Origin of the sequence: Oceanimonas sp. CAM02, from assembly GCF_032842915.1 — a bacterium.
Taxonomy (GTDB): Bacteria; Pseudomonadota; Gammaproteobacteria; order Enterobacterales; family Aeromonadaceae; genus Oceanimonas; species Oceanimonas smirnovii.
Genome location: NZ_JAWJBK010000016.1, coordinates 33,617 through 58,756 on the forward strand (window position 1 = coordinate 33,617; position 25,140 = coordinate 58,756).

General features: G+C 57.6%; 22 protein-coding genes. 11 read left to right on the plus strand and 11 right to left on the minus strand.

The features are described 5' to 3' along the window. Positions 1-2: 2 nt before the first annotated feature. A complete protein-coding gene (gene hrpB, locus R0I78_RS05035; RefSeq protein WP_317074550.1) occupies positions 3-2,435 on the minus strand; it encodes an ATP-dependent helicase HrpB in 2,433 nt (810 codons plus the stop codon). Positions 2,436-2,631: 196 nt separating this feature from the next. Between hrpB and R0I78_RS05040 the strand changes: the two genes are divergently transcribed. Both R0I78_RS05040 and thpR read left to right on the plus strand, forming a co-directional pair. Then, a complete protein-coding gene (locus R0I78_RS05040; RefSeq protein WP_317074551.1) occupies positions 2,632-4,830 on the plus strand; it encodes an EAL domain-containing protein in 2,199 nt (732 codons plus the stop codon). After that, positions 4,827-5,348, plus strand: a complete 522-nt coding sequence (gene thpR / locus R0I78_RS05045) for an RNA 2',3'-cyclic phosphodiesterase (RefSeq protein ID WP_317074552.1) — start codon at positions 4,827-4,829, stop codon at positions 5,346-5,348. The genes R0I78_RS05040 and thpR overlap by 4 nt, the downstream gene beginning before the upstream one ends. 76 nt (positions 5,349-5,424) lie before the next feature. Here the strand turns inward: thpR and sfsA are convergent, their stop codons facing one another. Next, entirely contained in the window at positions 5,425-6,129 is a 705-nt protein-coding gene (gene sfsA / locus R0I78_RS05050; protein WP_317074553.1) for a DNA/RNA nuclease SfsA, read from the minus strand. Between the two features lie 285 nt (positions 6,130-6,414). Between sfsA and dksA the strand changes: the two genes are divergently transcribed. Genes dksA through panD form a run of 7 tightly spaced genes read left to right on the plus strand, consistent with a single transcriptional unit; the run spans position 6,415 to position 11,807 of the window. Then, positions 6,415-6,867 carry an RNA polymerase-binding protein DksA gene (dksA, locus tag R0I78_RS05055; protein ID WP_019934448.1) on the plus strand — a complete coding sequence of 151 codons (453 nt, stop codon included), beginning with the start codon at positions 6,415-6,417 and terminating at the stop codon, positions 6,865-6,867. A 15-nt stretch (positions 6,868-6,882) separates the two neighbouring features. Then, entirely contained in the window at positions 6,883-7,806 is a 924-nt protein-coding gene (gene gluQRS, locus R0I78_RS05060; protein ID WP_019934449.1) for a tRNA glutamyl-Q(34) synthetase GluQRS, read from the plus strand. A gap of 51 nt (positions 7,807-7,857) precedes the next feature. Next, a complete protein-coding gene (gene pcnB, locus R0I78_RS05065) occupies positions 7,858-9,249 on the plus strand; it encodes a polynucleotide adenylyltransferase PcnB (protein WP_395535428.1) in 1,392 nt (463 codons plus the stop codon). Beyond that, positions 9,246-9,734 (plus strand): 2-amino-4-hydroxy-6-hydroxymethyldihydropteridine diphosphokinase, encoded by a 489-nt coding sequence (gene folK, locus R0I78_RS05070; protein WP_019934451.1) that lies wholly within the window; start codon positions 9,246-9,248, stop codon positions 9,732-9,734. Before pcnB ends, folK begins: the two co-directional genes overlap by 4 nt. 12 nt (positions 9,735-9,746) lie before the next feature. Further along, positions 9,747-10,541 carry a 3-methyl-2-oxobutanoate hydroxymethyltransferase gene (gene panB / locus R0I78_RS05075; RefSeq protein ID WP_019934452.1) on the plus strand — a complete coding sequence of 265 codons (795 nt, stop codon included), beginning with the start codon at positions 9,747-9,749 and terminating at the stop codon, positions 10,539-10,541. Positions 10,542-10,551: 10 nt separating this feature from the next. Then, entirely contained in the window at positions 10,552-11,400 is an 849-nt protein-coding gene (panC, locus tag R0I78_RS05080) for a pantoate--beta-alanine ligase (RefSeq protein ID WP_019934453.1), read from the plus strand. A gap of 26 nt (positions 11,401-11,426) precedes the next feature. After that, complete coding sequence (gene panD / locus R0I78_RS05085) at positions 11,427-11,807, plus strand: aspartate 1-decarboxylase (protein ID WP_317074564.1); 381 nt, start codon at positions 11,427-11,429, stop codon at positions 11,805-11,807. Positions 11,808-12,272: 465 nt separating this feature from the next. On the opposite strand, the gene R0I78_RS05090 is transcribed toward panD, so the two are convergent. The 5 genes from R0I78_RS05090 to mpl all read right to left on the minus strand — a co-directional run bounded on the left by R0I78_RS05090 (position 12,273) and on the right by mpl (position 16,977). Continuing rightward, on the minus strand, positions 12,273-13,046 hold the full coding sequence (locus R0I78_RS05090) for an ABC transporter permease (RefSeq protein ID WP_317074554.1): 774 nt from the start codon (positions 13,044-13,046) through the stop codon (positions 12,273-12,275). Then, the gene (locus R0I78_RS05095) at positions 13,043-13,963 is read right to left on the minus strand and encodes an ABC transporter ATP-binding protein (RefSeq protein ID WP_317074555.1); all 921 of its coding nucleotides are present in this window, start codon (positions 13,961-13,963) and stop codon (positions 13,043-13,045) included. Before R0I78_RS05095 ends, R0I78_RS05090 begins: the two co-directional genes overlap by 4 nt. A gap of 80 nt (positions 13,964-14,043) precedes the next feature. Beyond that, a complete protein-coding gene (hpt, locus tag R0I78_RS05100) occupies positions 14,044-14,574 on the minus strand; it encodes a hypoxanthine phosphoribosyltransferase (protein WP_317074556.1) in 531 nt (176 codons plus the stop codon). 419 nt (positions 14,575-14,993) lie between these two features. Beyond that, positions 14,994-15,626 carry a flavin prenyltransferase UbiX gene (locus R0I78_RS05105; RefSeq protein ID WP_317074557.1) on the minus strand — a complete coding sequence of 211 codons (633 nt, stop codon included), beginning with the start codon at positions 15,624-15,626 and terminating at the stop codon, positions 14,994-14,996. After that, positions 15,619-16,977 carry a UDP-N-acetylmuramate:L-alanyl-gamma-D-glutamyl-meso-diaminopimelate ligase gene (gene mpl / locus R0I78_RS05110; protein ID WP_317074558.1) on the minus strand — a complete coding sequence of 453 codons (1,359 nt, stop codon included), beginning with the start codon at positions 16,975-16,977 and terminating at the stop codon, positions 15,619-15,621. Before mpl ends, R0I78_RS05105 begins: the two co-directional genes overlap by 8 nt. Positions 16,978-17,178: 201 nt before the next feature. On the opposite strand from mpl, the gene ppa reads away from it, so the two are divergent. Together ppa and R0I78_RS05120 are read left to right on the plus strand one after the other, a co-directional pair. Continuing rightward, positions 17,179-17,709 carry an inorganic diphosphatase gene (ppa, locus tag R0I78_RS05115; protein WP_019934460.1) on the plus strand — a complete coding sequence of 177 codons (531 nt, stop codon included), beginning with the start codon at positions 17,179-17,181 and terminating at the stop codon, positions 17,707-17,709. Positions 17,710-18,007: 298 nt separating this feature from the next. Next, the gene (locus R0I78_RS05120) at positions 18,008-18,823 is read left to right on the plus strand and encodes a TIGR03899 family protein (protein ID WP_019934461.1); all 816 of its coding nucleotides are present in this window, start codon (positions 18,008-18,010) and stop codon (positions 18,821-18,823) included. Here R0I78_RS05120 and cysG read toward each other — a convergent pair. The 4 genes from cysG to R0I78_RS05140 form a co-directional block, all read right to left on the minus strand. After that, positions 18,820-20,217 (minus strand): siroheme synthase CysG, encoded by a 1,398-nt coding sequence (gene cysG, locus R0I78_RS05125; protein WP_317074559.1) that lies wholly within the window; start codon positions 20,215-20,217, stop codon positions 18,820-18,822. The genes R0I78_RS05120 and cysG overlap by 4 nt on opposite strands. A 629-nt stretch (positions 20,218-20,846) precedes the next feature. Next, positions 20,847-21,614, minus strand: a complete 768-nt coding sequence (locus R0I78_RS05130) for a phosphoadenylyl-sulfate reductase (protein ID WP_317074560.1) — start codon at positions 21,612-21,614, stop codon at positions 20,847-20,849. Continuing rightward, a complete protein-coding gene (cysI, locus tag R0I78_RS05135) occupies positions 21,604-23,307 on the minus strand; it encodes an assimilatory sulfite reductase (NADPH) hemoprotein subunit (protein ID WP_317074561.1) in 1,704 nt (567 codons plus the stop codon). The genes R0I78_RS05130 and cysI overlap by 11 nt, the downstream gene beginning before the upstream one ends. After that, the gene (locus tag R0I78_RS05140; protein WP_317074562.1) at positions 23,297-25,102 is read right to left on the minus strand and encodes an assimilatory sulfite reductase (NADPH) flavoprotein subunit; all 1,806 of its coding nucleotides are present in this window, start codon (positions 25,100-25,102) and stop codon (positions 23,297-23,299) included. Before R0I78_RS05140 ends, cysI begins: the two co-directional genes overlap by 11 nt. Positions 25,103-25,140: the final 38 nt, after the last annotated feature.

Consider the following 25,140-nt stretch of genomic DNA (forward strand, 5'->3'; position numbering starts at 1 on the left):
AGTCAGTGATTCATTCGTTTTTTGGTGTACCGGGTCGGCGCCGCATTGGCGGGATCATCGGGCCACGGGTGTTTGGGGTAGCGTCCGCGCATTTCTTTTTTTACATCGTCATAGGCACCGGCCCAGAAGGCAGCCAGATCCCGGGTCAGCTGCAGCGGCCTGCGCGCCGGCGACAGCAACTCCAGAATCAGTGGCACACGGCCTTCGGCCAGCAGCGGCGAGCCGGGTTGCCCGAACATTTCCTGTAATTTCACCGGCAGAATCGGATCTTCCTGTTCCCGGTAACGAATGGCTGCCTTGGTGCCGGTGGCCAGCTCAAACTGGCACGGTAGCAGAGTATCCAGCAATTGCCGCTGTGGCCAGTCCAGCCGGCTCAGTAAAATACTGTGCCAGTCGAGCCTGCTCAGCTCACTCCAGCGGCCCAGGCCATGCAGGTGCGGGGCGAGCCACTGCTCGGCATCGGCCAGCCAGGCGATTTCATCACATTCGGTAAAGCCTTTATCGGCCAGTTTTTGTCCGGCAAGCTTCATTCGTAACCAGGTTTGCCCGGCTTTTTCATTCAACGGTAATGCTTCCCAGCCCCGTTTTTGTATTTCCTGCAGCAAACATTGCGCCTTTTGTTCCGGGCTGACCGAACTCAACGGCGTCCGTTGCAGCACCAGAGTGCCGAAGCAGCGCTGTCGCTCGGCCCGTACCCGGCCGGCATCGTCATCCCATTCCAGTTGTTCGCGCTCGCTGAAGCGCTCCGGTAACAACTGCTGTAACTGACTCAGCGCTACCGGCTCGGCCGCCTGCACAAACACGCCCCGCTCGCCCCGGCCAAGTGCCGCCACCGCCAGCCAGTCTTTGCCGGTAAGCGAGCTGGCTTCGGGCAGGTCGGCACTCAGGCCACCAGCCAGGCCGTAACGACGCCCGCTACGCAGCTGCCCCAGCCACTGAGGCCGGGCGTTGGCCAGCAAGGCGCCCACATAGGTTCCTTCGGGCTCACTCATTGGCTGCTTTACCCGCTCGAACCAGCGCCGGGCCGACGGTTTAAGCCGGCCTTGGGAGGCCAGCAACTGACCCGACAGGGGGCCATTACCCAGGCGGCTTTCTTCCAGCAGCGCCAGCAACCAGGCGGCATCCGCCAGGGCCCCCTTGCGGCCCTGCTGTTGCCATTCCAGTGCAGTCAGCAGCAACTGCCCCAGCCAGGGCTCGCAGCCCAGCTGCCAGACCCGCCGGCCCAGCGCTGTCAGCTGAGTGCCGGCCAGTAAGCCCAGCGCCTCCAGCTCTTGCTGCGCCGCCGCCAGCAGCGATGCAGGCGGCGGTGTAAGCAAAGGCAACTGTTCCGGCAGGGCTCCCCAGGCGGCGCATTCCAGCAAAAAACCACTGAGGCTGCTTTGCTCAATTTCTGCCGGTCGTCGGGGGGCCAGCCGTTCCTGCTGCTCTTTGCTCCACAGCCGAATACAGGTGCCCGGCTGTAGCCGTCCGGCGCGGCCGGCCCGCTGAGTGGCCGAGGCCTGGCCGATGAGCCGGCTGTGCAACTGAGTGATACCCGACTCAGGGTCAAAACGGGCCTGGCGCTCCAGCCCCGAGTCCACGACCAGGGTAATACCTTCAATGGTGAGCGACGTTTCTGCCACATTGGTGGCCAGCACCAGCTTGCGCCGGCCTTCTTGGGCTGGCGCTATGGCTGCCTGTTGCTCCGCAAGGGAAAGACGACCATATAAGGGTCTGAGCTCCACATCATCGGGCAAGCGCTCATTCAGCCACTCTGCAGACCGGCGAATTTCCCGCTCGCCGGGCAAAAAGGCCAGCAGGCTGCCCTGCTCACGGCCCAACGCATCCAGCACGGCCAGACCCAGACTTTCTTCCAGCGGTGTATGCAGGTTGCGGGGCCGATATTCCAGCGCCACCGGAAAACTGCGTCCCTGGCTGCTTACCAGGGCCGCTTCCGGCAGCAGGCTGTTGAGAGCCAGGCCATCCAGAGTGGCCGACATCACCATGATTTTAAGGTCATTCCGCAGTGCCTGGCATTCCAGCGCAAAAGCCAGCGCCAGATCCGCCTGCAGACTGCGCTCATGAAATTCATCAAAAATAAGCAGACCAACCCCGTTCAGCTCCGGATCTGCCTGCAGCATGCGGGTTAATACGCCCTCGGTGACCACTTCCAGCCGGGTCTGTTTACCAATACGGCTTTCACCACGCATGCGATAGCCTACCGTCTGCCCAGGCTGCTCATTCAGCTGCGTCGCCAGATACTGCGCTATGCTGCGAGCCGCCAGCCGGCGCGGCTCCAGCATAATAATGCGCCCTTCAATAGCCGGCTGCTGCAACAGCCACAAGGGCAGCCAGGTAGACTTGCCGGCACCGGGCGGGGCTTCAATAATAATCTGGCTGGCCGCAAGGGCGTGCTGCAGTTGCGGCAGAACCTGGGTAATGGGTAGCTGGTTCACGGCGTTACTCGGCTGGCATTAAACCCGGCTATTGTGCCAAAAGGTCTGCAGGAATGAAATTTGCGCCAGCGCAACACTCATACGGAACACTGGCGTAAGATTGTGTATAGTGGTTTCTCGGTAACCAGACGGAGCTTGTTGCCCATGCATTGGTTTTTACCACCAGCAATTTCACGGTTCTGCGCCGGCAGCTGTTATGTTTAAAGCTCGGCTTAGCATTTTTTATACGCTGCTGACGTTTGTCTGCATTTTTTCTGTTGGCCTGTTTTATACGCACCTTAGGCTGCAGGCAGATCGTAAAGAGCAGCTGCTGCTGGTAGAGGAAGTCGCCAGTGCTCAGGCCTCATCACTGGAGCGCCGCCTGACGCAGGCGCTATCGTCTACCTATATTCTTGCTCAGGAAGTACGCCGCAGTAACGGGGAATTTCATGACTTCAACAAGTTTGCCAGAGAAGTCATGGATTCTCTGGGTGGTGTGTCTGCATTACAGCTGGCACCAGACGGTACAACCGAGCAAGTCTATCCACTGCATGGTAATGAGCAGGGCATTGGTCATAATCTGCTATTCAGTGACCAGCGCAGCAAAGAAGCCTGGCAGGCCGTCAACAGCAAAAAGCTGACTCTGGCCGGTCCCTTCCCGCTGGTGCAGGGTGGTGTGGGCCTGGTAGGGCGCAATCCTGTTTTTCTTGATCAAAATGGCCGTGAGGAGTTCTGGGGTTTTGTAACGGCCCTGATCCACCTGGATGATTTGCTGGCAGTCACAGAGCTGGAGACGCTGGCACAAAAACACTACACCTATACCCTGTCACGCCAGCACCCCGATACCGGCAGCACCGATATTTTTGCCCGCACTGACGCCCCGCTGACACCGTTGCAAATTACGCGTACCATTCAAGTGCCCAATGGTGAATGGACTCTGACCATGAGTCGTCCGGTCAGCTTTGTTCAGCCCATGATCACCGGGGCCGGCTTCAGTCTGCTGCTTGCTGCCATTATGTCTTTATTACTCCATCGCATCTTACGTGAGCCTGAACGCTTGCGCAGCCTGGTAAAACAGCAAACCAACCGGCTGGAACACCTGGCTTTTCACGACGAGCTCACCGGATTGGCTAATCGTCGCTTCCTGACCGAAAAGCTGGATCAGGCCCTTTTTCACAACCACCGCAAGGGTGAATGCCTGGCGCTGATATATCTGGATCTGGATGATTTCAAGCGCATCAATGACTCCACCGGCCATGAAGACGGTGACCGCTTGCTGGTGATGGTGGGGCACCGTCTGCAAGAAGCAGTACGGGAAGCCGATATCATCGGACGGCTGGGTGGCGATGAATTTGCAGTGATTCTGCTCAACATAGAAAATGCCGATAATGCCCGCCAGGTAGCCGAAAAGATTATCAGCACCCTGAGCCAACCGGTAAACCTGGGGCAGCACGAGGCAACCATCAGTGCCAGCATCGGCATTACCATGGCTCCTGATGACGGCAGCAGTAGCAGCGAGTTACTGCGCAATGCTGATCTGGCCATGTATAACGCCAAGCGGGCAGGCAAGAATCAGCTGTCCTTCTATAACAGCGTTATGCAGGAGCAGGCGCTGCAGGCCATGGTGCTGGAAGATGAGTTACGACGGGCTCTGCAACGCCGGGAATTTGTGCTGATGTTTCAGCCCATAGTGTCTTTGAACAGCGGCAAAAACATAAAATTTGAAGCATTAATTCGCTGGCAGCATCCTGAAAGAGGTCTGCTGGCCCCAGGCAGTTTTATCGATATCGCTGAACAAACCGGCCTGATTGTCCCTGTCGGCTATTGGGTGATTGAAGCCGCCTGCGAGTTTATTCGGCAGCAGTACCAACATGGCGTGCCGGTCAGACCCGTTGCCGTCAACCTGAGTGTCTGCCAGCTACGAGAGCCGGATCTCGCCTGCAAGATAGAGCGAATAATGGCACACCTGAAGGTGCCTCCCTATTTATTGGAACTGGAAATTACCGAATCCATGCTGATGGAAAATGTGGAGCTGGCCATGACGCTGATTAACCAGCTGCAACAGCTCGGCATTCGCATCTCTATTGACGACTTTGGCACCGGCTATTCCTCCTTGTCGCAACTGCGCCAACTGCCGTTCAACTCCCTCAAAATTGACCGCTTGTTCATCAAGGATCTGGAAACCAGCCTGGTGGATCAACAAATGGTAGAAGCCATTACCGCCATGGTGCACAAGCTCGACCTGATGGTGGTAGCAGAAGGCATAGAAACAGAATGGCAAATGGCATTTCTTGCTGCTGCCGGCTGTGATCATGGCCAGGGCTTTCTGTTCGCCAGACCGCTTCCGGCAGCCGATGCACTGCAATACCGCGGCCATAACATACGATCAAAAGGCGATCAAAAAGCAACGGTATGACTGAAACGAACAATCGCCTGTTTCTGGCCTTCGCCGCCCAGCAGCTGGCCCCTGAGCTGACATTATTACAAAACCGGCTGGCGCTGCCGGGCCGGCGCGTTCCTCCCGGGCAATTCCATATGACTCTGCATTTTATGGGTCAATGCACACCCGAACAGCAGACCTCTTTGCTGGCCCAGATAGACCGCCTGACACTGCCTGCCTTTGCCCTCACTCTGGATCGGCTGGGCTGCTTTGCCAAAGCCGGCGTTATCTGGCTGGGGCCAAGCGCACCGCCTGACTCTCTGATGAAGTTATACGAGACCGTAGAGCTGAAATGCCGGGCTTTGGGTGCCGGCAAGCCCCACCGCGCCTACCGGCCTCATATTACTCTGTTCAGAAACTGTACCAGTGAGGCGCTACCACCCATAGCGCCACTGCATTACCGCCCGGACAGCCTGTGCCTGTATCGCTCCGAGCTGACCGCGCAGGGGCCGGTTTATCACTGCCAGAAGCGCTGGCCTTTGAAAAGGGAATAGGGACTAGGGAGCAGGAATGTCGGTTATCGCAGCGCTATTCCGCTCCTGCAGACGGCTTTCAACGACACTTCGGTGTTTAAACCTCCACCGGTACTGGCTTGGTCAGGGTCATGCCTTCTGGTGAAATCGTTGCCTTCCAGGCCTGGCATTCCACGCCGGCGGCAACGGCTTCGCGCACCAGAGCGGCGTATTTGGGATCCAGATGCTCTGCGGGGCTGACCCGCTCAATGCCGGTGTGCAGCACGCAAAACAGCATCACCGCTCTGTGACCGGCCTTGGCGCATTCCATCAGCTCGCGCACATGTTTTTGTGCCCGCAGGCTTTGCGTATCCGGAAAAAAACCGGCCCCGCCACCTTCATGCAGGGTCACGCTTTTCACCTCCACATAACAGTCGGGCCGGCCTTCGCCGCTCAGTAAAAAATCAATGCGGCTGTTTTCACTGCCATAGCGCACTTCGGCCCGCACTCGTTCATAACCGGCCAGTGCCGGAATTCGCTGTTCACTCAGCGCCTCGGCCACCAGCTGATTGGCCCGGCTGGTATTCACGCAAATAAAATCACCGGCATCATTGCGGCTCAGCTCCCAGGTATGGGCATATTTTCGCCTGGGATTATCGGAAGTGGAGTAAAATACGGTCCAGCCCGGCTCGGCACACCCCGTCATCCGGCCGGTATTGGGGCAATGCAGCGTCAGCTCCCGCCCCTCCGCCTGCACATCGGCCAAAAAACGTTTATAGCGCCGAATCAGCCGCCCGCAGCCCAATGATGAGGAAAAATCCAAAATAAAACCTATAGTTGTTGAAATGATACGGAATGGTAACCGTAACAAGGTTTCAGGCTCCAGACTTGAAAAGCGCTCACTTCGCCCCCATCTGGTGGGGTCACCATAAGAAAGCATGGACTCTTTGGTGACATGGTGGTGGTGTTTATATAGCCAGATTGTGCCGTACGAAGACCACTTTCGCAGAAACAGCACGGTAAAATTGCTTTGCCATTATGCTTTCTGCTATAGATAGCCGCTTCTCAAATTTGGTTGGCGCAATATTTGCTTTTTAGGAGATACAGAATGCCAGCAGTCGAAACCAAAAAATCTCTCGGTATTCTGGCTATTGCCGGTGTTGAACCCTACCAGGCCAAGCCCGACGAAGAATACATGAACGAAGCGCAGAAGACGCACTTCCGCAAAATTCTGGGTGCCTGGCGCAATCAATTGCGCGAAGAGGTGGATCGCACCGTGGGCCATATGAAGGACGAAGCCGCCAACTTCCCGGATCCGGTAGACAGAGCCGCCCAGGAAGAAGAATTCGCCCTTGAGCTGCGTGCCCGCGACCGGGAACGTAAACTGATCAAAAAGATCGAAAAAACCCTGCAGAAAATCGAAGAAGACGATTTCGGCTTTTGCGAGCACTGCGGCGTGGAAATTGGCATTCGTCGTCTTGAGGCCCGTCCCACTGCCGATCTGTGTATCGACTGCAAAACCCTGGCCGAGATCAAGGAAAAGCAGATGGCCGGTTACTGACCGGTCAGTATATCCATGAATAACACAGCGCCCGACCGCTATACAGGGCGCTTTGCCCCCTCTCCCAGCGGTCCCCTTCATTTTGGTTCTCTGATTGCCGCTCTTGGCAGCTACCTGCAGGCCCGCAGTCTGGCAGGGCAATGGCAGGTGCGCATTGAAGATCTGGACCCGCCCCGGGAAGTTGCGGGGGCAGCCGATGATATTTTACGCACCCTTGAGGCCTTTGGCCTGCACTGGGACGGTGCCTTGGTATATCAGAGCCAGCGGCATGAGCGTTATCAGCAGATACTGGATGACTGGGCCAGCCGCGGGCTTACCTATTACTGTCACTGTACCCGCAAACAGATTGCCGCCGCCGGGGGGCTCTACACCGGCCACTGCCGGAAACTGGGACTGGCAGCAAAAGGTGCCGCCGTGCGGTTGAAAATGTTCAGCCCCGTCTATGGTTTTCACGATCAGCTGCAAGGTGAGGTGCGCGTGGACGAGCGCCTCGCAGAAGAAGATTTTATTGTGCGCCGGCGCGACGGCTTTTATGCCTATAACCTGGCGGTAGTCATTGACGACATGGATGCGGGCATCACACAAGTGGTGCGCGGTGCCGATCTGCTGGAGCCCACAGCGCGCCAGATTGCACTCTACCGTTTGCTGAATGCTCCCGTACCCGACTGGCTGCATTTGCCCCTGGCGGTATTTCAGGGCAATAAGCTGTCCAAGCAAAACCATGCGCCTCCCCTGAATATAAAAGCACCAGGTGAGGCCTTGTGGCAGGCCCTGACGTTTCTCGGGCAGCAGCCACCGGCAGACTTGTTTGGTGCCGGTGCAGATGAATTGCTGGCCTGGGCCATTTCGAACTGGCAGCTGAATAAAGTGCCTTCGAGGCCAGATATTGAGCTGAATTGCGCCGACAGTTCGCATTTTCAGCGCCCTGCGCTATCATAGTGCGCCGATTTTTCAACCCCGACCCTCGCGAGGTGTCCTATTTTTTCCCAGATTGCCGGCTTTTGTAAAAAGCTGCTGACCCGACAACAGGAGGCGTTGCCCTTGCAACCCGTGGTACTGACGCGCGACCAGCATGGTATTTCGCGCCAACAAATCAGTGATAACGCCCTCAAGGTGCTCTATCGCCTGAACAAGGGTGGCTATGAAGCCTACCTGGTAGGCGGTGGCGTGCGCGACCTGCTGCTGGGCCGCCAGCCCAAAGACTTTGACGTGGCCACCAATGCCACACCGGAGCAGGTAAAGGGGCTGTTCAGCAATTGCCGGCTGGTGGGCCGTCGCTTTCGTCTGGCCCATGTGCTGTTTGGCCGGGACGTGATTGAAGTGGCGACCTTTCGCGGCCATCACCACAGCGTGAACACCAGCAAGCATGTGTCTTCCCGCTCCAAGGAAGGCATGCTGCTGCGGGATAACGTGTACGGCACCATCGAAGAAGATGCCGAACGCCGCGACTTTACCGTTAACGCCCTCTACTACAATATTGCTGACTTTACCGTGCTGGGCTTTGCCGGCGGCCTGGCAGATCTTGAAGCCCGCCGCCTTGATCTGATTGGCGACCCGGAGACCCGTTACCGGGAAGACCCGGTGCGCATGCTGCGTGCCGTGCGTTTTTCCGCCAAGCTGGGGCTGTCCATCAGTCCGCGCACCGAAGCGCCCATCAGAGAGCTGGCACCACTGCTGACCGATATTCCGCCTGCCCGCCTGTTTGAAGAAACCCTCAAGCTGCTGCTGGCCGGTCAGGGTGTCGAAACCTATCGTCAGCTGCAGCACTACGGCCTGTTTGCGCCACTGTTTCCGGAAGCCTTTGAGGTGATGGGCCGCGGTAACAACCGCTATGGTCGCTTTATTGAGCTGGCCCTGGCCAACACCGATGAACGCGTTGCTCAGGAACAGCGGGTCACTCCTGCTTTCCTGTACGCTGCGCTGCTGTGGGGCCCGGTAGAAACCCGCACCCAGGAATTTGTTAACGAAGGTGGCCTTGGCTATCACGATGCCTTTATGCTGGCTGCCGACGAAGTCATTAGCCGCCAGGTCAAAAGCGTGGCCATTCCGCGTCGCTTCAGTACCGTCGTGCGCGATATCTGGCAGCTGCAGGACAGGCTCACCAAACGCGCCGGCAAGCGCCCGTTCCGCTTGCTGGAACATCCCAAGTTTCGCGCCGGCTACGACTTTTTGCTGCTGCGGGCCGAGCTGGACCCGCGTTTGCGTGAACTGGCCGACTGGTGGACCGACTTTCAGCAGGCCAACCCCATGGAACGCCACCCGGTGGGGCACCACCCGGCCGATCGTCAGCAACAGAGCCGCCCTGCGCGCAACAGCAACGATAACGAAGGCAGCAGCCGTAAACGCAAGCGTCGCCGCCCGCGCCGGAAAAAAGAGTCGTGACACGGGTTTATGTCGCCCTGGGGGCTAATCTGAATGAGCCACTGGCCCGTATTCGCGCGGCCCAGCAGGCCCTGTCGTCCCTGGCTGACGCCGGCAGCCTGCGTCACTCCCGGCTGTATTGCAGCAAGCCCATGGGTCCGGCCGATCAGCCCGACTTTATCAATGGCGTATCGGTATTTGATACCAGCCTTTCCCCCCACGACCTGCTTGATGCGCTGCAGGCCATCGAGCAGCGGGAAGGACGCGTTCGCAAGGATGAACGCTGGGGACCCAGAGCACTGGATCTCGATATACTGCTCTATGGAGAGCAGCAAATTAATGATCAACGTCTTACCGTTCCTCACTACGGCATGAAGCAAAGGGAATTTGTACTTTATCCGCTGGCAGATCTCGCCCCTGAGCTTACCCTGCCCTGCGGCACGACTCTCTCCTCCCTGCTGCAACAATGCCCGCTCAACGGCATGACGCCTCTGTCCGAGCAGTAACAGGAAACCAAAATGAGTAAAATCACTACCGCCAGACTGCGGGCCATGAAGCAGGCCGGCGACAAAATCGCCATGATCACTGCCTATGACGCCACCTTTGCCACTCTGTTTGAGCAAGCGGGTGTGCACGCCATTTTAATTGGCGACTCGCTGGGCATGGTGCTGCAGGGTGAAAGCAGCACCCTTGGCGTAACCATGGATGACATGGCTTACCATACCCGTTGTGTGGCTAATGGCTGCGAAAAGGCGTTCATCGTCGCCGACATGCCGTTTATGAGCTATAGCAACCCGGAGCAAGCCTGTACCAATGCGGCAACGTTAATGCGCGCCGGTGCTCATATGGTAAAGCTGGAAGGAGGTGACTGGCTGTCCGAGACGGTGCAGCAGCTCACCCGTCAGGGCGTGCCGGTATGTGGTCATCTGGGGCTGACACCCCAGTCGGTGCATGTGTTCGGCGGCTTCAAGCTGCAGGGCCGTGAAGCCGAGCAGGCAGCGCAGATCAAGCATCATGCCAAAGCGCTGGAAGCCGCCGGCATTCAGCTGCTGGTACTGGAATGCGTACCCAGCCCGCTTGCGGCCGAGATCAGCCGCATGCTGTCGATTCCGGTGATTGGCATTGGTGCCGGTGCCGATACCGACGGCCAGGTGCTGGTGATGCAGGACGCCCTGGGGCTGACTACCGGCTATGTGCCCAAATTTACCAAAAATTTCCTGGCTGACAGCGGCAATGTAAAGGCCGCTATCGAGACCTATGTGGCCGAGGTGGCCGCAGGCCGCTTTCCCGGCCCTGAGCACAGCTTTAACTGAGAGAAGTTCCATGCAAGTGGTCAGTAATATAGAACAGCTGAGAGCCACCATCAGTGAGTGGCGTCGCGCCGGCCTGCGCATCGGCTTTGTGCCCACCATGGGCAACCTGCACAATGGTCACCTGGAGCTGGTACGCCGGGCCCGTGAACAGGCCGACAGAGTCGTGGTCAGTATTTTCGTCAATCCCCTGCAGTTTGACCGTGCCGCCGATCTGGATGCCTATCCGCGCACGCTGGAGCAAGACTGCGAACGCCTGGGTGAGCTGGCCGAGCTGGTGTTTACTCCCACCCCCGAGCTGATGTACCCCCATGGTCAGCAACAACAGACCAAAGTCGTTGTGCCAGGTGTTTCCGAAGTACTGGAAGGGGCGCTGCGCCCGGGCCATTTCGACGGCGTCAGCACGGTTGTGTGCAAGCTGTTCAATCTGGTGCAGCCCGATGTGGCCTGTTTTGGCGAAAAGGATTATCAGCAACTGGCACTGATCCGTAAAATGACTGCAGATCTGAACCTGCCGGTAGACATTATTGGCGTGCCCACGGTACGCGCCGACGACGGCCTGGCGCTGAGTTCACGCAACGGTTACCTGACCGAGGCCGAACGGGCACTGGCACCCATGCTTGCCGCCACCATGAACTGGCTGGCAGAACGGCTGACCGCCGGCGAACGTAACCTTGAACAGCTGGCTGCCGATGGCAGCGCCCGGCTGAATGACGCCGGTTTTCGCACCGATGGCATCGATATGGTAGATGCCGATACCCTGCTCCCGCTGAATGAACACAGCCGGGCAGTGGTCATTTTAATGGCCGCCTTTCTGGGCAAGGCCAGACTGATAGACAACCGGGTCGTCACACTCGGCTAACGATACGGAGACAAGCAAACATGGACATGCAACGCATTATGCTCAGAGGCAAGCTGCATCAGGCCCGGGTTACCCACGCCGAGCTGAATTATGAAGGCTCCTGCGCCATTGATCAGGATCTGCTGGATGCAGTGAATATTCGCGAATATGAGCAGATTGATATTTATAACATCGAGAACGGCGAGCGTTTTCATACCTACGCCATTGCCGGTGAGCGTGGCTCGAAAATGATCTCCCTGAACGGTGCCGCTGCCCGCAAGGCCGCCGTGGGTGACCGTATCATTATCTGCGCCTACGCGCCCATGAGCGAGCAGCAAATCGAATCTTACGACCCGAACCTGGTCTATCTGGATGCCGATAACAACATAGTGCGCACCAGCAAAAACATTCCGCTGCAACTGGCCTGATTATCGGCTTTCATCGCAGTAAATAACAAAATGCAGCCAACTGGCTGCCTTTTTGCTTAAACGAGCCGGAAAAGTCGTGCAACGAAGCATCAATGCGGTTGCGCTCCGCCGACACGCTTCACTGATTGCCACTCACTAAAAAAGACTGCTGCGAACATAATTAATATTCGGTCAGGCTTTTTTAATTCGTCATGGCGAGCAAAGCTCGCCCCATGAACGCTCGAAAATGCCATCCATGGCATTTTATGGTCGGCTACGGCAATCCCCACTGCTGCTTCGGGCAACATCGGCGTTGCCTGCATGCTGCCAATCAGCTCCGAGTGTCCAAGAAGGACAAAGGGTGTCTGCTTCGCCGCACCCTCTGCGCCAGGGAGGGCGCAGCGGAGCCCCCAGGGAGGGGTTCACGGCGTGTCGGCGAAGCAGTGCCCTTTGCCCGTTTACGCAGGCGTTACAGACACCTGCTGATCAGTGCCGCAGGCCGCGGCCGGTGTGAATCAGGTACCAGGCCGCGCCGTAGAAGGCAGCGATAAAGGCAATAATAATGCCGTAGGCCACGGTCAGGGGCACATCACTGATGCCGAGAAAACCATAACGAAAGGCGTTCACCATATAGAGCACAGGATTGGCATGAGACACGCCCTGCCAGAACTCCGGCAGCAGCTCGATGGAGTAGAACACCCCGCCCAGATAGGTCAGCGGCGTCAGAATAAAAGTGGGAATAATGCTGATATCATCAAAGGAGCGGGCAAAAATGGCGTTCAGCAGCCCGGCCAGAGAAAACAGCACAGCCGTCAGAAAAACAGTAAAGATAACGCTGAACAGGTGGCTTATCTGCAAATCCACAAAAAACAGCGATACCAGACTCACAATCAGACCCACCAGCAGGCCCCGCACCACGCCGCCACCAACGTAACCGGCGATGATCACATAGGTGGGCACCGGGGCCACCAGCAGCTCTTCTATATTGCGCTGAAACTTGCTGCTGAAAAACGACGAGGCGACGTTAGAGTAGGAGTTGGTGATCACCGACATCATGATAAGACCCGGCACAATAAAGGCCATATAGGAATAGCCGCCCATCTCGCCGATACGGCTGCCGATGAGGTTGCCAAAAATCACGAAATAGAGGGTCATGGTAATGGCTGGCGGCACCAGGGTCTGCACCCAAATGCGGGTAAAACGCACTATCTCCCGGTGCAGTATGCTTTTGAAGGCGATGTAATATTGTCTGGTATTCACGCTTTTCTCCCCTGCTCCACCAGTGTTACAAACAATTCTTCCAGCCGGTTGGCCTTGTTGCGCATGCTCAGCACACGAATACCCTGCTCATTCAGCTGAGCAAACACTCCATTCAGCCCCTGCTCTTTTGCTACTTCCACTTCCAGGGTGTGATCGTCTGTCATCTGCCAGTTAAAACCCGATAAAAAGGGCTCGCGACAGTCGGCAGCCAGATCGAGAATAAAGGTTTCCACATTGAGCTTGCCCAGCAACCCCTTCATGGTGGTGTTTTCCACCAGCCGGCCCTTGTCGATAATGCCGATATGGCGGCACAATATCTCCGCCTCTTCCAGATAGTGGGTGGTAAGAATAATGGTGATACCTTCAGCATTAATTTCTTTCAGAAAATCCCACATGGCCCGGCGAATTTCGATATCCACTCCGGCGGTAGGCTCATCGAGGATCAGCAGTTTGGGCTGATGCATCAGGGCACGGGCTATCATCAGCCGGCGCTTCATGCCACCGGACAAAGTACGCGCCGGCAGATCCCGCTTGTCCCACAGATCCAGCTGTTTCAGGTAACGTTCGGCCCGGGCCAGAGCTTCCTTGCGCTCCACACCATAGAGCCCGGCCTGATTCACCACTATCTGGCGCACTTTTTCAAACTGATTAAAGTTGAATTCCTGGGGCACCAGACCAATACAGGACTTGGCCTGCTCCAGCTCAGTATCTATATCGTGACCAAATACCTTTACGGTGCCGCCGGTTTTGTTCACCAGCGAGGAAACAATGCCGATAGTCGTGGACTTTCCCGCTCCGTTGGGGCCCAGCAGGGCGTAAAAATCACCCGCTTCCACATTCAGATCTATTCCCTTGAGCGCTTCCACACCACCCTCATAGGTTTTGCGCAAGCCCTGAATTTCCAGTGCTTTGGTCATATTTTCTCCAAACGAAAAACATATGCCTGGGCAAGGACCAGGCATATGAAGGAATTAAGTGTCGGAATACAGAGAGCGCGCTACTCCAGCGGTACCACTTTGCCGATGTAAGGCAGGTTGCGGTAACGTTGTGCGTAGTCGATGCCATAACCTACCACGAATTCATCGGGAATGGTAAAGCCCACCCAGTCTACCGGCACCTGGGCTTCACGACGCTCGGGTTTGTCGAGCAGCGTGCAAATGGTGAGCGAGGCCGGGCTGCGCAGAGTCAGTATTTCCTTCACCTTGCTCAGGGTGTAACCGGTGTCGATGATGTCTTCCACTATCAGCACATGCTTGCCGTGAATCTCGTCATCCAGATCTTTAAGAATGCGCACATCCCGGTTGCTGTCCATGCTGTTGCCGTAGCTGGAGGCGGTCATGAAGTCGAGCCGCACCGGCACGGTAAGATGGCGGCACAGATCGGCCATAAAGATGCAGGAGCCCCGCAACAGGCCCACCATCACGACCTCATCAACGCCCTGATAGTGGTTGTTTATCTGTTCGCCCAGCGCCTGAGTTCTGGCATTGACCTCATCGGTGCCGATCAGCACATCCACTCGGTGTTTCATTGTTACTGCTCCATTCGGGTGAATCACACCCGGCTGTGATTAAAGCGGTATTTTAGCGGAATTCCCAAACCTGTGCACAAACGCGGATACGCAGCGCGAAGCATCAGTGCGGTTGCACTCCGCCGACACGCTTCAAGTACTTCCCTGTAACGCTCGAAAATGCCATCCATGGCATTTTATGGTCGGCTTCGGCAATCCCCACTGCTACTTCGAGTAACCTCGGCATCGCCTGCATACAGTCACCCCAGCACATTCTGAGGAGGACAAAGGGTGTCTGCTTCGTCGCGCCCTCTGCGCCATGGATGGCGCAGTGGAGCCCCCATGGATGGGTTCACGGCGTGCCGGAGAAGCAGTGCGCTTTGGCCGACGAACTGCACTGTACCTACAGACAACTGGTTTTTACTTCCAGCTTCCGGGTTCTAGCTTCGCTCTGATCCGTAACCCCAGCGGCTGACCAGATCCTGATCCAGCCCCAGATGATCCAGGATCCGTGCCACCATAAAGTCCACCAGATCGTCGATCGATTTGGGCTGATGATAAAAGCCCGGTGCTGCCGGCATGATGGTCACGCCCATGCGTGCCAGTTTGAGCAGGTTTTCCAGATGGATCTCGGATAACGGCGACTCGCGGGGCACCAGAATCAACTGGCCTTTTTCCTTGATCACCACATCGGCGGCGCGCTCGATCAGGTTGTCGGACGCACCGCTGGCAATGGAAGCCACCGTGCCCATGGAGCAGGGGCAGATCACCATGCGCCGGGGAGCGCCTGAGCCGGAGGCCACCGGCGAGAACCATTCTTCCTTGCCATACACTCGAATCTGACCGGGCCCGGCCTGATAGCGCTCGCACAGATAATCGGCCAGCAGCTCCGGTTTGCCCGGCCACTGCTCACCCTGCTCGGTAGCTAACACCACACGGGCGGCGCTGGATACCAGCAGATGCACCTGCATACCGGCCGCTACCAGACATTTCAGCAAAGACAGCGCATAAGGTGCACCGGACGCGCCGCTCAGGGCCAGAGTGATTTGCTGCTGTCGGGAATATTCAGCCATGCTTTGCCTCCAATGCCGCCAGCAACTTGTCATGAATACCGCCAAAACCACCGTTGCTCATGATCAGAATGTCGTCGCCAGCCTCGGCCTCGCGCACCAGATCGGCTATCAATGCATTTAACTCGTCAAACACCCGGCCCTGAGGGCAGGCATCGGCCACCGCCTGCAAATTCCACTCAAGCCCGGAAGGCTGAAACAGATAGGTGACATCGGCCTGTTGCAGCGAGTCTGCCAGCGCTTGCTGGTGCACGCCCATTTTCATGGTGTTGGAGCGGGGCTCCAGCACCGCCAGTACCCGGCCGCCCTTGCTGCGGGCGCACAGGCCGGCCAGGGTGGTGGCAATGGCGGTGGGATGATGAGCAAAGTCGTCCCATACTCGAATGCGGTTCACCTCGCCTTTTTGCTCCATGCGCCGTTTGGGCGACACAAAGCCGCACAGGGCGACAATGGCTTCGGCCACGGGCACACCGGCATGACGGGCGGCGGCCAGCGCCATCAGGCCGTTGTTCACATTATGCAGACCCATGCAGGACCAGTTCACCTCTCCTGTCCGCTCATCATCGAGCCAGACCGCAAAGTGACTGCCGTCGCCCGCCAGCAGCTCGGCGCGCCAGCGGCCCCCCTCGCCCACATATTCCAGCTCACTCCAGCAGCCCATGTTTTTCACCGCGTCCAGCGCCGGTGTATGTGTTGGCATCAGAATACGACCATGGCCGGGCACCATGCGCAGCAGATGATGAAACTGCCGCTGGATTGCCGCCAGATCGGGAAAGATGTCCGCATGATCAAATTCAAGGTTGTTCAGGATCAGAGTGCTGGGGCGGTAGTGTACAAACTTGGATCGCTTGTCGAAAAAGGCGCTATCGTACTCGTCCGCCTCGATCACAAAGAAAGGTGCATTGCCAAGACGGGCAGAAACCTCAAAGTTGCCGGGCACGCCGCCGATCAAAAAGCCGGGCGCAAGGCCGCAGTCTTCCAGAATATGCGCCAGCATGCCGGAAGTGGTGGTTTTGCCGTGAGTGCCGGCCACCGCCAGTACCCAGCGGTCCTGCAGCACATGCTCAAGCAGCCACTGCGGACCGGAGGTATAGGGAATGCGCCGGTTGAGCACGGCTTCCACACAAGGATTGCCCCGGCTCATGGCGTTGCCGATCACCACCAGATCCGGCACTGGATCGAGCTGGCTTGAATCATAGCCTTCGATCAGCGTGATCCCCTGTTGCTCCAGCTGAGTACTCATGGGCGGATAAACATTGGCGTCACTGCCGGTGACCTGGTAGCCAAGCTGACGGGCCAGCACCGCCAGCCCGCCCATAAAAGTGCCGCAAATACCGAGAATATGAATATGCATGAGACTGCCTTCGGCGTTTAAAAAGTGCAGCCATTCTAGCAATGTGGCGGCTCTTTGGGCACTGCTCTGGTGATTCACGCGACAGGCCGGTTATAATGCCTGCCTGTCATCGCCGTTACCCATTTGTATAACAGATGCAAAGCGGCCGCGGTGGTACACTCGATTCACAAATACGTAACTAACTATATACAAGGAAACGTCATGAGCCTGAACCTGGTACCGGCCGGTAAGAGCCTGCCCGAAGATATCTATGTGGTAATCGAAATCCCTCAGAATGCCGATCCCATCAAATATGAAGTAGACAAGGACACCGGTGCCCTGTTTGTGGATCGTTTCATGGCCACTCCCATGTTCTACCCCTGCAACTACGGCTACGTGAACCAGACTCTGTCTCTGGACGGCGATCCGGTAGACGTGCTGGTACCCACTCCTCACCCCCTCGTGCCCGGCTCAGTGATCCGCTGCCGTCCGGTTGGCGTACTGAAAATGACCGACGAGTCCGGTGAAGACGCCAAGGTAATCGCCGTTCCCCACAGCAAGCTGAGCAAGGAATATGAGCACATTCAGGACATCAATGACGTGCCCGAGCTGCTCAAGGCCCAGATCAAACACTTCTTTGAGCGCTATAAAGAGCTGGAAGCCGGCAAGTGGGTGAAGGTAGAAGGCTGGGAAGACAAGGCCGCCGCTGAAGCCGAAATTCTGGCTTCCGCCGAGCGTTACAATAAGGCCTGATCATTCTGCCTTGCTGATATAAAAAAAGAGCACTGCGGTGCTCTTTTTTTATTGGTGTGGCGGTCAGCCGGTTTTTGATGAATGTTGGCAAAATGGCTCTTAACGAGCCTTTTTTGTATACAGATTAACCGGTTGCCCTATATCATGATGGCCAGGATCCCGAGGCTTGAGACATAGCCAATGAACAGAAGCAACCAAGTCATCCTGGACTTGTCTTTTTTCATTCGGTGATCCTTTCAAAAGTTGCAGCTGAATTTTAACATGGTGAAAACATAATTAACAAGCTGAATTGACGTTCATGATCACCAAGACACTCAGTCAGGATACAAAGATAAAAAACAGTAAACATTTACTGCGCGAGCTGGCCGAACAGCGAGGCCTGGCAGGTTTGCTGCACGGAGACTCACCCAACAGTTTTGGGGATCGTTACCGAATCCGGCAGCAGCTGGAAGACGCCGCCCGCCAGAAGAATCTGGAAACCATTATGCGCCTGGCTCATGAACAATGCGGCAGCGACGTAGGGGGCGAGCCGGATCCTGACTGGCTGAGTCATTTCATGAGTCTTGCAGAAAATATTCGTCACAGCGCCATGCAGCAGTTCTGGGCCAGCATACTGACCCGTGAAATTGCTCAGCCCGGCCGTTGTTCAGTACAGGCGCTCACCTGCCTGCGGCGTATGACCCAAAAAGACGCCCTGCTGCTGCAAAAGGCCAGTGCGCTTGGCTGCCATTTTGGCGATGACAATTTACGGCTGTTTCTGGGTTACCGGCAAAAAGGACTCTGGCAGGGGCTGCGCCAGCAAAAGCTGACTCCGGGAAAATATCGCCTGCCCTTTGCCGGCCTGATGCAGCTGTTTGAACTGGGATTATTACACCAGACCGAGCTGGAGTCGGGCGAGCTGACCACTGCCAACCCGCTCACCCTGATACTGGGAGACAGACGGCTCAAACTCAGCCCACGGCGCAAAGGCGTACGGCTGCTGTATTACCGTTTTACCGGCATTGGCAACGAGCTGGCCGCGCTGATGACAGAAGTCACACCGGCAGACTATATAACGGATGTGCTGGAGTTGCTGGCCCCGCTGGGCCAGCTGGAGCAGGACAAAGGCGCTTAAACAGCGCGATCGAGCAGGGTTTCAACCTCGGCCTGAGACTGAAACCAGCCCAGCTTGCCGGCCAGTGAGGTAACTGAGCCAATTACCATCAGCGCCGGACTTTCCACTTGAGTTGCCAGCTCGCCAAGCTCATTCAGAGTGCCACGCACCAGCTTTTGTTGCTGAGTGGTGCCCCGCTCAATCAACGCCACCGGCGTGGCACCGCTTAAGCCATGCTCCATCAATCGCTGCTGAATATGCGCCGAGCGCATCAATCCCATGTAAATCACCAGGGTCTGGCGGCTGTTGGCCAGACTGGCCCAGTCCGGCTCTTCACCATCCTTCTTGCAGTGACCGGTAATAAATACCGCACTCTGAGCATGATCCCTGTGGGTCAGCGGAATGCCGGCATAGGCGGTAGCACCGGCGGCAGCGGTAATGCCGGGCACCACCTGATAGCGAATGCCCGCTTCCACCAGGGTCTCCAGCTCTTCCGCGCCGCGGCCGAACATAAAGGGATCGCCGCCCTTGAGACGCACCACCCGCTTGCCTTCAAGCGCATGATCCACCAGCAGCTGATTGATTTGATCCTGGGGCACGCTGTGATTACCCGCCTTTTTGCCTACCGGGATCAATTCCGCTTCAGGACGGAGCAGCGCCATGATCTCATCCGACACCAGTTGATCGTACAGCACCACATCGGCCTTCTGCAGCTCGTTCAGCGCCTTGACCGTCAACAGTTCCGGGTCGCCCGGGCCGGCCCCCACCAGGATCACTTCGCCTTGTGACGGCAGCTGCGCTTTCTGCTGCAGCCAGCGCTCTGCCGCCGCCAGGTTACCGTGTTTCAGGTAAGCATTGAGGGTGCCGTCATCCTGAGCCCGGGCCCAGAAACGACGACGCTCTTCGCTGCTGCCAAAACTGTTTTTCACCCGCTCCCGCAACCGGCCGGCCACCTCTGCCAGTGCGCCCCAGTGTGACGGCAGTAATGCATCAATACGAGCCCGCAGCAGGCGGGCCAGCCAGGGTGCCTTGCCACCGGTGCTGAGCGCCAGCTGCAGCGGAAAGCGCTCCACCACGGACGGAAAGATCACCGCCGAGCGCTTGCTGTCATCGGCCTTGTTGACCAGAATGCCGCGCTGATTGGCCAGCTGATAGACGCGGGCGTTCACTTCCTTGCTGCTGGTGGCGGCCACCACCAGAAAATGATCCTGCAGATGCGTTTCGTCAAACTCGGCCTGCCGCCACTCAAACTCCGGCAGCAGTTGTTCCAGCTCGGGGCAGAGTTCGGGGGCCACCACGGTCAGCCTGGCTCCGCGAGACAGCAACAGCCGGGCCTTGCGGGCGGCCACGGCACCGCCGCCTACCACCAGGCAGGGACGTTGTTCAATGCTGATAAAAAGAGGCAGGTGTTCCATGGCCGGCTCCGACAATAACGATAGACAGGCTAACTATAAACCGGCAGGCATATATCAGTATAATAATAAAAAATGATTTTTTATGCTTTTAACGCATTAGGACTGTACTGCGAAGCCACAGCAGGGTTGCCTATGCCGACACGCTGCAAGTACATCCATGTAGTGCTCGGCAAATGCCTTCCCTGGCATTTGACGGTCGGCTACGGCAATCCCTGCTGCTGCTTCGTGACAATGAGGTGCTGTCTGCACGGTTATGCATTCCCACGCAGATCGTGGGAACGAGTAATTCCATTTCGAGGCCGGAGTTTTGGCCTGTTTCACAGGCCCCGCCGACTAAAGTGGCGGCTACAAAAGCGCTTAAAAGGGAGGGCAAGGAGAGCGGCTTCACGACCGATCAAATGCCAGGTCCGAAAAGTTGCTCCTGCATTTTCGGCATTTCCGCCATCCATGGCGGTCAGATACATTTGCCGAGCGCTCATGGGGCGAGTTTACTCGCCGTGACGAACTAAAAAGCCTGACCGAACATTGAATATGTTCGCAGCAGGCTTTTTAGTGAGTAGCATTTACCGAAGCGTGTCGTGAAGTCGGCTCCTTGTTCGACCTGCATCGGATGCTGCAGGTTCAGGGGGTCAAATACCGCTGCCGTCGGACTCGGGTATTTCGTGCAGGCCGCATTCGCGCTTGAGGCCGTTGAAGCGGGTGTCCGCTTCGCTCATGCCCGGCTCCCACTTGGCGGTGGTGTGCACATCGCCCACCGACACATAACCCTGTTCCCACAACGGGTGATACGGCAGCTCGTGGTCTTTCAGGTAGTAGTGCACGTCCTTGTTGCTCCAGTCGATAATCGGCAGGAACTTGAACAGGCCGTTCTGAATACCCAGCACCTCAAGCCCTTCACGGGTATCGGACTGACTGCGGCGCAGGCCCGAGAACCAGACGCCGGCGTTCAGCTCACGCAGCGCACGTTGCATCGGCTCCACCTTGTTCAGGTGGTTGTAGCGGCTGATGCCTTCCACCCCCTGCTCCCACAGCTTGCCGTGGCGGGCTTCCTGCCAGGCGGCGGACTCGGCGGCCCGGTACACCTTGAGGTTGAGCCCCAGGCGCTCGGTCAGCTCGTCAATAAAGCGGTAGGTTTCCGGAAACAGGTAGCCGGTATCGGTAAGGATCACCGGAATATCAGCCCTGGCCTGCGTCACCAGATGCAGCATCACCGCCGCCTGAATACCGAAACTGGAGGAGAGCACTGGCTCTCCCGGCAGATGGTCCAGGGCCCAGCGCACCCGCTCGAATGCGCTCAGTGCCGCCAGCTCTTTATTGAGCGGCGCCAGGGCCTCGACCTGCTGCTGTCGGGACAGGCCGGTCAGCTCATCAAGAGCGGGCAACACATTAGACTGCATAAAAATCCCTCGCGGAGTCAACCACAGGCGCAATGATGCCGGCACGGATCACAAAGTCACCAAAGCCTTCACCGGTTTCACGCTCGGCGGCCCAGCGGGCAACCAGACCGTCGATCTCTTCCAGGATCTGGCGATCGGTGATGTTTTCCTTATACATGCGCGGAATGCGGGTGCCTTCCCGGTTGCCGCCCAGGTGCAGGTTGTAGCGACCGGGTGCCTTGCCCACCAGACCGATTTCCGCCAGCATGGCGCGGCCACAGCCGTTGGGGCAGCCGGTCACACGGAAGATGATGCTGTCATCATTCACGCCGTGCTTGGCCAGCACGCCTTCGATCTCGGTGACGAACTCCGGCAGGAAGCGCTCCGCTTCCGCCATGGCCAGCGGACAGGTGGGCAGCGCCACACAGGCCATGGAGTTCTGCCGCTGTTCAGACACGCTGTCGTCCAGCAGGCCGTATTGACGGGCCAGCGCTTCAATTTCCGCCTTCTGCTCGGTGGGTACACCGGCAATGATCAGGTTCTGGTTGGCGGTCAGGCGGAAGTCGCCCTGATGCACTTTGGCAATCTCGGCCATGCCGGTTTTCAGCGGCTTGCCCGGATAGTCCAGAATGCGGCCGTTTTCGATGAACAGGGTCAGGTGGTGCTTGCCGTCTATGCCTTCCACCCAGCCAAAGCGGTCGCCGCGGCTGGTGAATTCGTAAGGGCGTACCGGCTCGAATTTAATGCCGGCGCGCTTTTCTACTTCTTCCTTGAACGCATCCACGCCTACCCGCTCCAGGGTGTATTTGGTCTTGGCGTTCTTGCGCTCGGAGCGGTTGCCCCAGTCACGCTGAGTGGTGACCACAGCAGCGGCCACCTCCAGGGTGTGCTCCAGCGGAATATAACCGAAGTCGCTGGCCTTGCGCGGATAGGTATTGGTGTCGCCGTGAGTCATGGCCAGGCCACCGCCCACCAGCACGTTAAAGCCCACCAGCTTGCCGTTATCGGCAATGGCCACAAAGTTCAGATCGTTGGCGTGCACATCAATGTCATTGTGCGGCGGGATCACCACAGTGGTCTTGAACTTGCGCGGCAGATAGGTGGAGCCCAGAATCGGCTCTTCGTCGGTGGTTTCCAGCCGCTCGCCGTCCAGCCAGATCTCGGCATAGGCCCGGGTCTTGGGCAGCAGATGCTCGGAAATCTTCTTGGCCCACTCGTAGGCTTGCTGATGCAGCTCAGACTCTACCGGGTTGCTGGTGCACAGCACGTTACGGTTCACGTCACCGGCGGTGGCGATGGAGTCGATGCCGGTCTTGTTCAGGGTCTGGTGCATCAGCTTGATGTCACGCTTGAGCACGCCGTGAAACTGAAAGGTCTGGCGGGTGGTCAGGCGAATGCTGCCATACATGGTGTGATCAGCGGCAAACTTGTCAATGGTCAGCCACTGCTCGGGCTTAATAATGCCACCGGGCAGACGGGCGCGCAGCATCACATTGTGCAGCGGCTCCAGCTTTTGTGCGGTACGCTCGTTGCGAATGTCGCGGTCGTCCTGCTGATACATGCCGTGAAAGCGGATCAGCATAAAGTTATCGCCGTTAAAGCCACCGGTGAGCGGATCCTGCAAATCCTGCGTTATGGTGCCACGCAGAAAATTACTCTCGCGCTTGAGGCGTTCGTTGTCAGACAGTTTTTGCTCGCTCATCTTAATAAACATCCCTTTGGTAACGCTTGGCGCTGCGCAGCGCATCCACATAATCTTCGGCCTGTTCGCGGGTCTTGCCGCCGTGCTCAGCCACCAGTTCGATCAGGGCTTCATGCACGTCTTTAGCCATTTTGTTGGCATCGCCACACACATAGAAATGCGCGCCCTGCTCCAGCCAGGCATAGACCTCGGCCCCCTCTTGCTTCAGCTTGTGCTGCACATAGACTTTCTCGGCCTGATCCCGGCTGAAGGCCAGGGAGATTTTGTCCAGCAGGCCGGATTTGACGTAGCGCTGCCACTCCAGCTGATACAGGAAGTCCTGAGTGAAGTGCGGGTTGCCGAAGAACAGCCAGTTTTTGCCCTCGGCACCTCTGTCATCCCGCTCCTGCATAAAGGCGCGGAACGGCGCTATGCCGGTGCCCGGACCCACCATGATCACCGGGGTGTTGTCGTCGGCGGGCAGGCGGAAGTTGTCGTTGTGCTCCACGAACACCCGCACCTTGCCGCCTTCTTCCAGCCGGTCGGCCAGGTAGGAAGAGGCACCACCGGCACGGGGCTGTCCGTCATGGTCAAAACGTACCACCCCCACGGTCAGGTGCACTTCCTCGTCTACTTCCGCCTGGGAGGAGGCAATGGAGTACAGCCGCGGCGTCAGTTTACGCAGGGCACTCTGCAGTTGCTCGGCGGTCAGCGCCACCGGCTGCCCGGCGATAATGTCCTTAATCTGATGGTTGGCACAGTACTCGCGCAATGCGGCCTTGTCGTCCAACAGCGCCTTCAGAGCGGCAGAGCCGGACAGCTCGGCATAGGTCTGCACAAAGCTGGCATAACCCTGAGTCAGCTCGTAGTGGTTGATCAGCGCCTCGCGCAGGGACAGAGTCTTGTCTTCCACCTTGACTTCGGTATCGCCGGACAGCTCCACCAGTTGCAGCAAGCCATCGACCAGCGCCTCGTCGTTGCTGAACCACACGCCCAGCGCATCACCGGGCTGGTAGGTCAGACCCGAGTCTTCCAGGGAAATCTCAATGTGGCGCACATCCCGGTCAGAATCCCGGCCGGTAATTTTCTGATTGGTGGACAGCTCGGCGGCAAAAGGATTCTTCTTGCTGTACAGGCTGGCGACCCCCTGAGTGGCGGGAGTGCCCGGGATCACTTCATTGGCGGCCTCACCGGCCAGGGCATCCTTGAGCAGTTCAAAGGCGGACTGGCTCCACTCGGCGGCCGGGCCTTCATAGTCCACATCACAGTCAAGACGGGCCAGCAGCGGCTTGGCACCGGCCTTGCTGAGATATTCATCAAAGTCCTTGCCGGTCTGGCAGAAGAATTCATAAGAAGAATCACCCAGGCCAATCACGCCGTAGCTCAGGCCATCCAGCTTGCCGGCCTTGCCGGACTTCAGCTGCTTGTGGAATTCAATGGCATCATCGGGCGCTTCGCCCTCACCGTTGGTGCTGGCCACAATGATCACATGGGTTTCTTTCTTGAGCTGCTTGATTTTGTAGTCGGCAACATTATACAGCTCGGCGGCAATGCCGCTGGCATCAGCCTGGGCCTTGAGGGTCTCGGCCACCCCTTTGGCGTTGCCGGTTTGCGAGGCGTAGAGAATCGTCAGCTTGCCTGCGGGCTGAGCCGCCACAGCGGCAGTGGGAGCAGCCGCAATGGTCTGGCCGTGCTGGCTGATGCCGTAAAAATAACCGCTGACCCAGGCCAGCTGAGTGGCGTTGAGCTCGGCCGCCACCTGAGTGAGCTTGTGCACCTGTTGTTCGTTCAGCGGGCTGGCGGCCGCCGCAAGTTCTTTTAAAAGCATGACATTGCCTTCCACTTTTCCAGAGTGGATACAGCTTA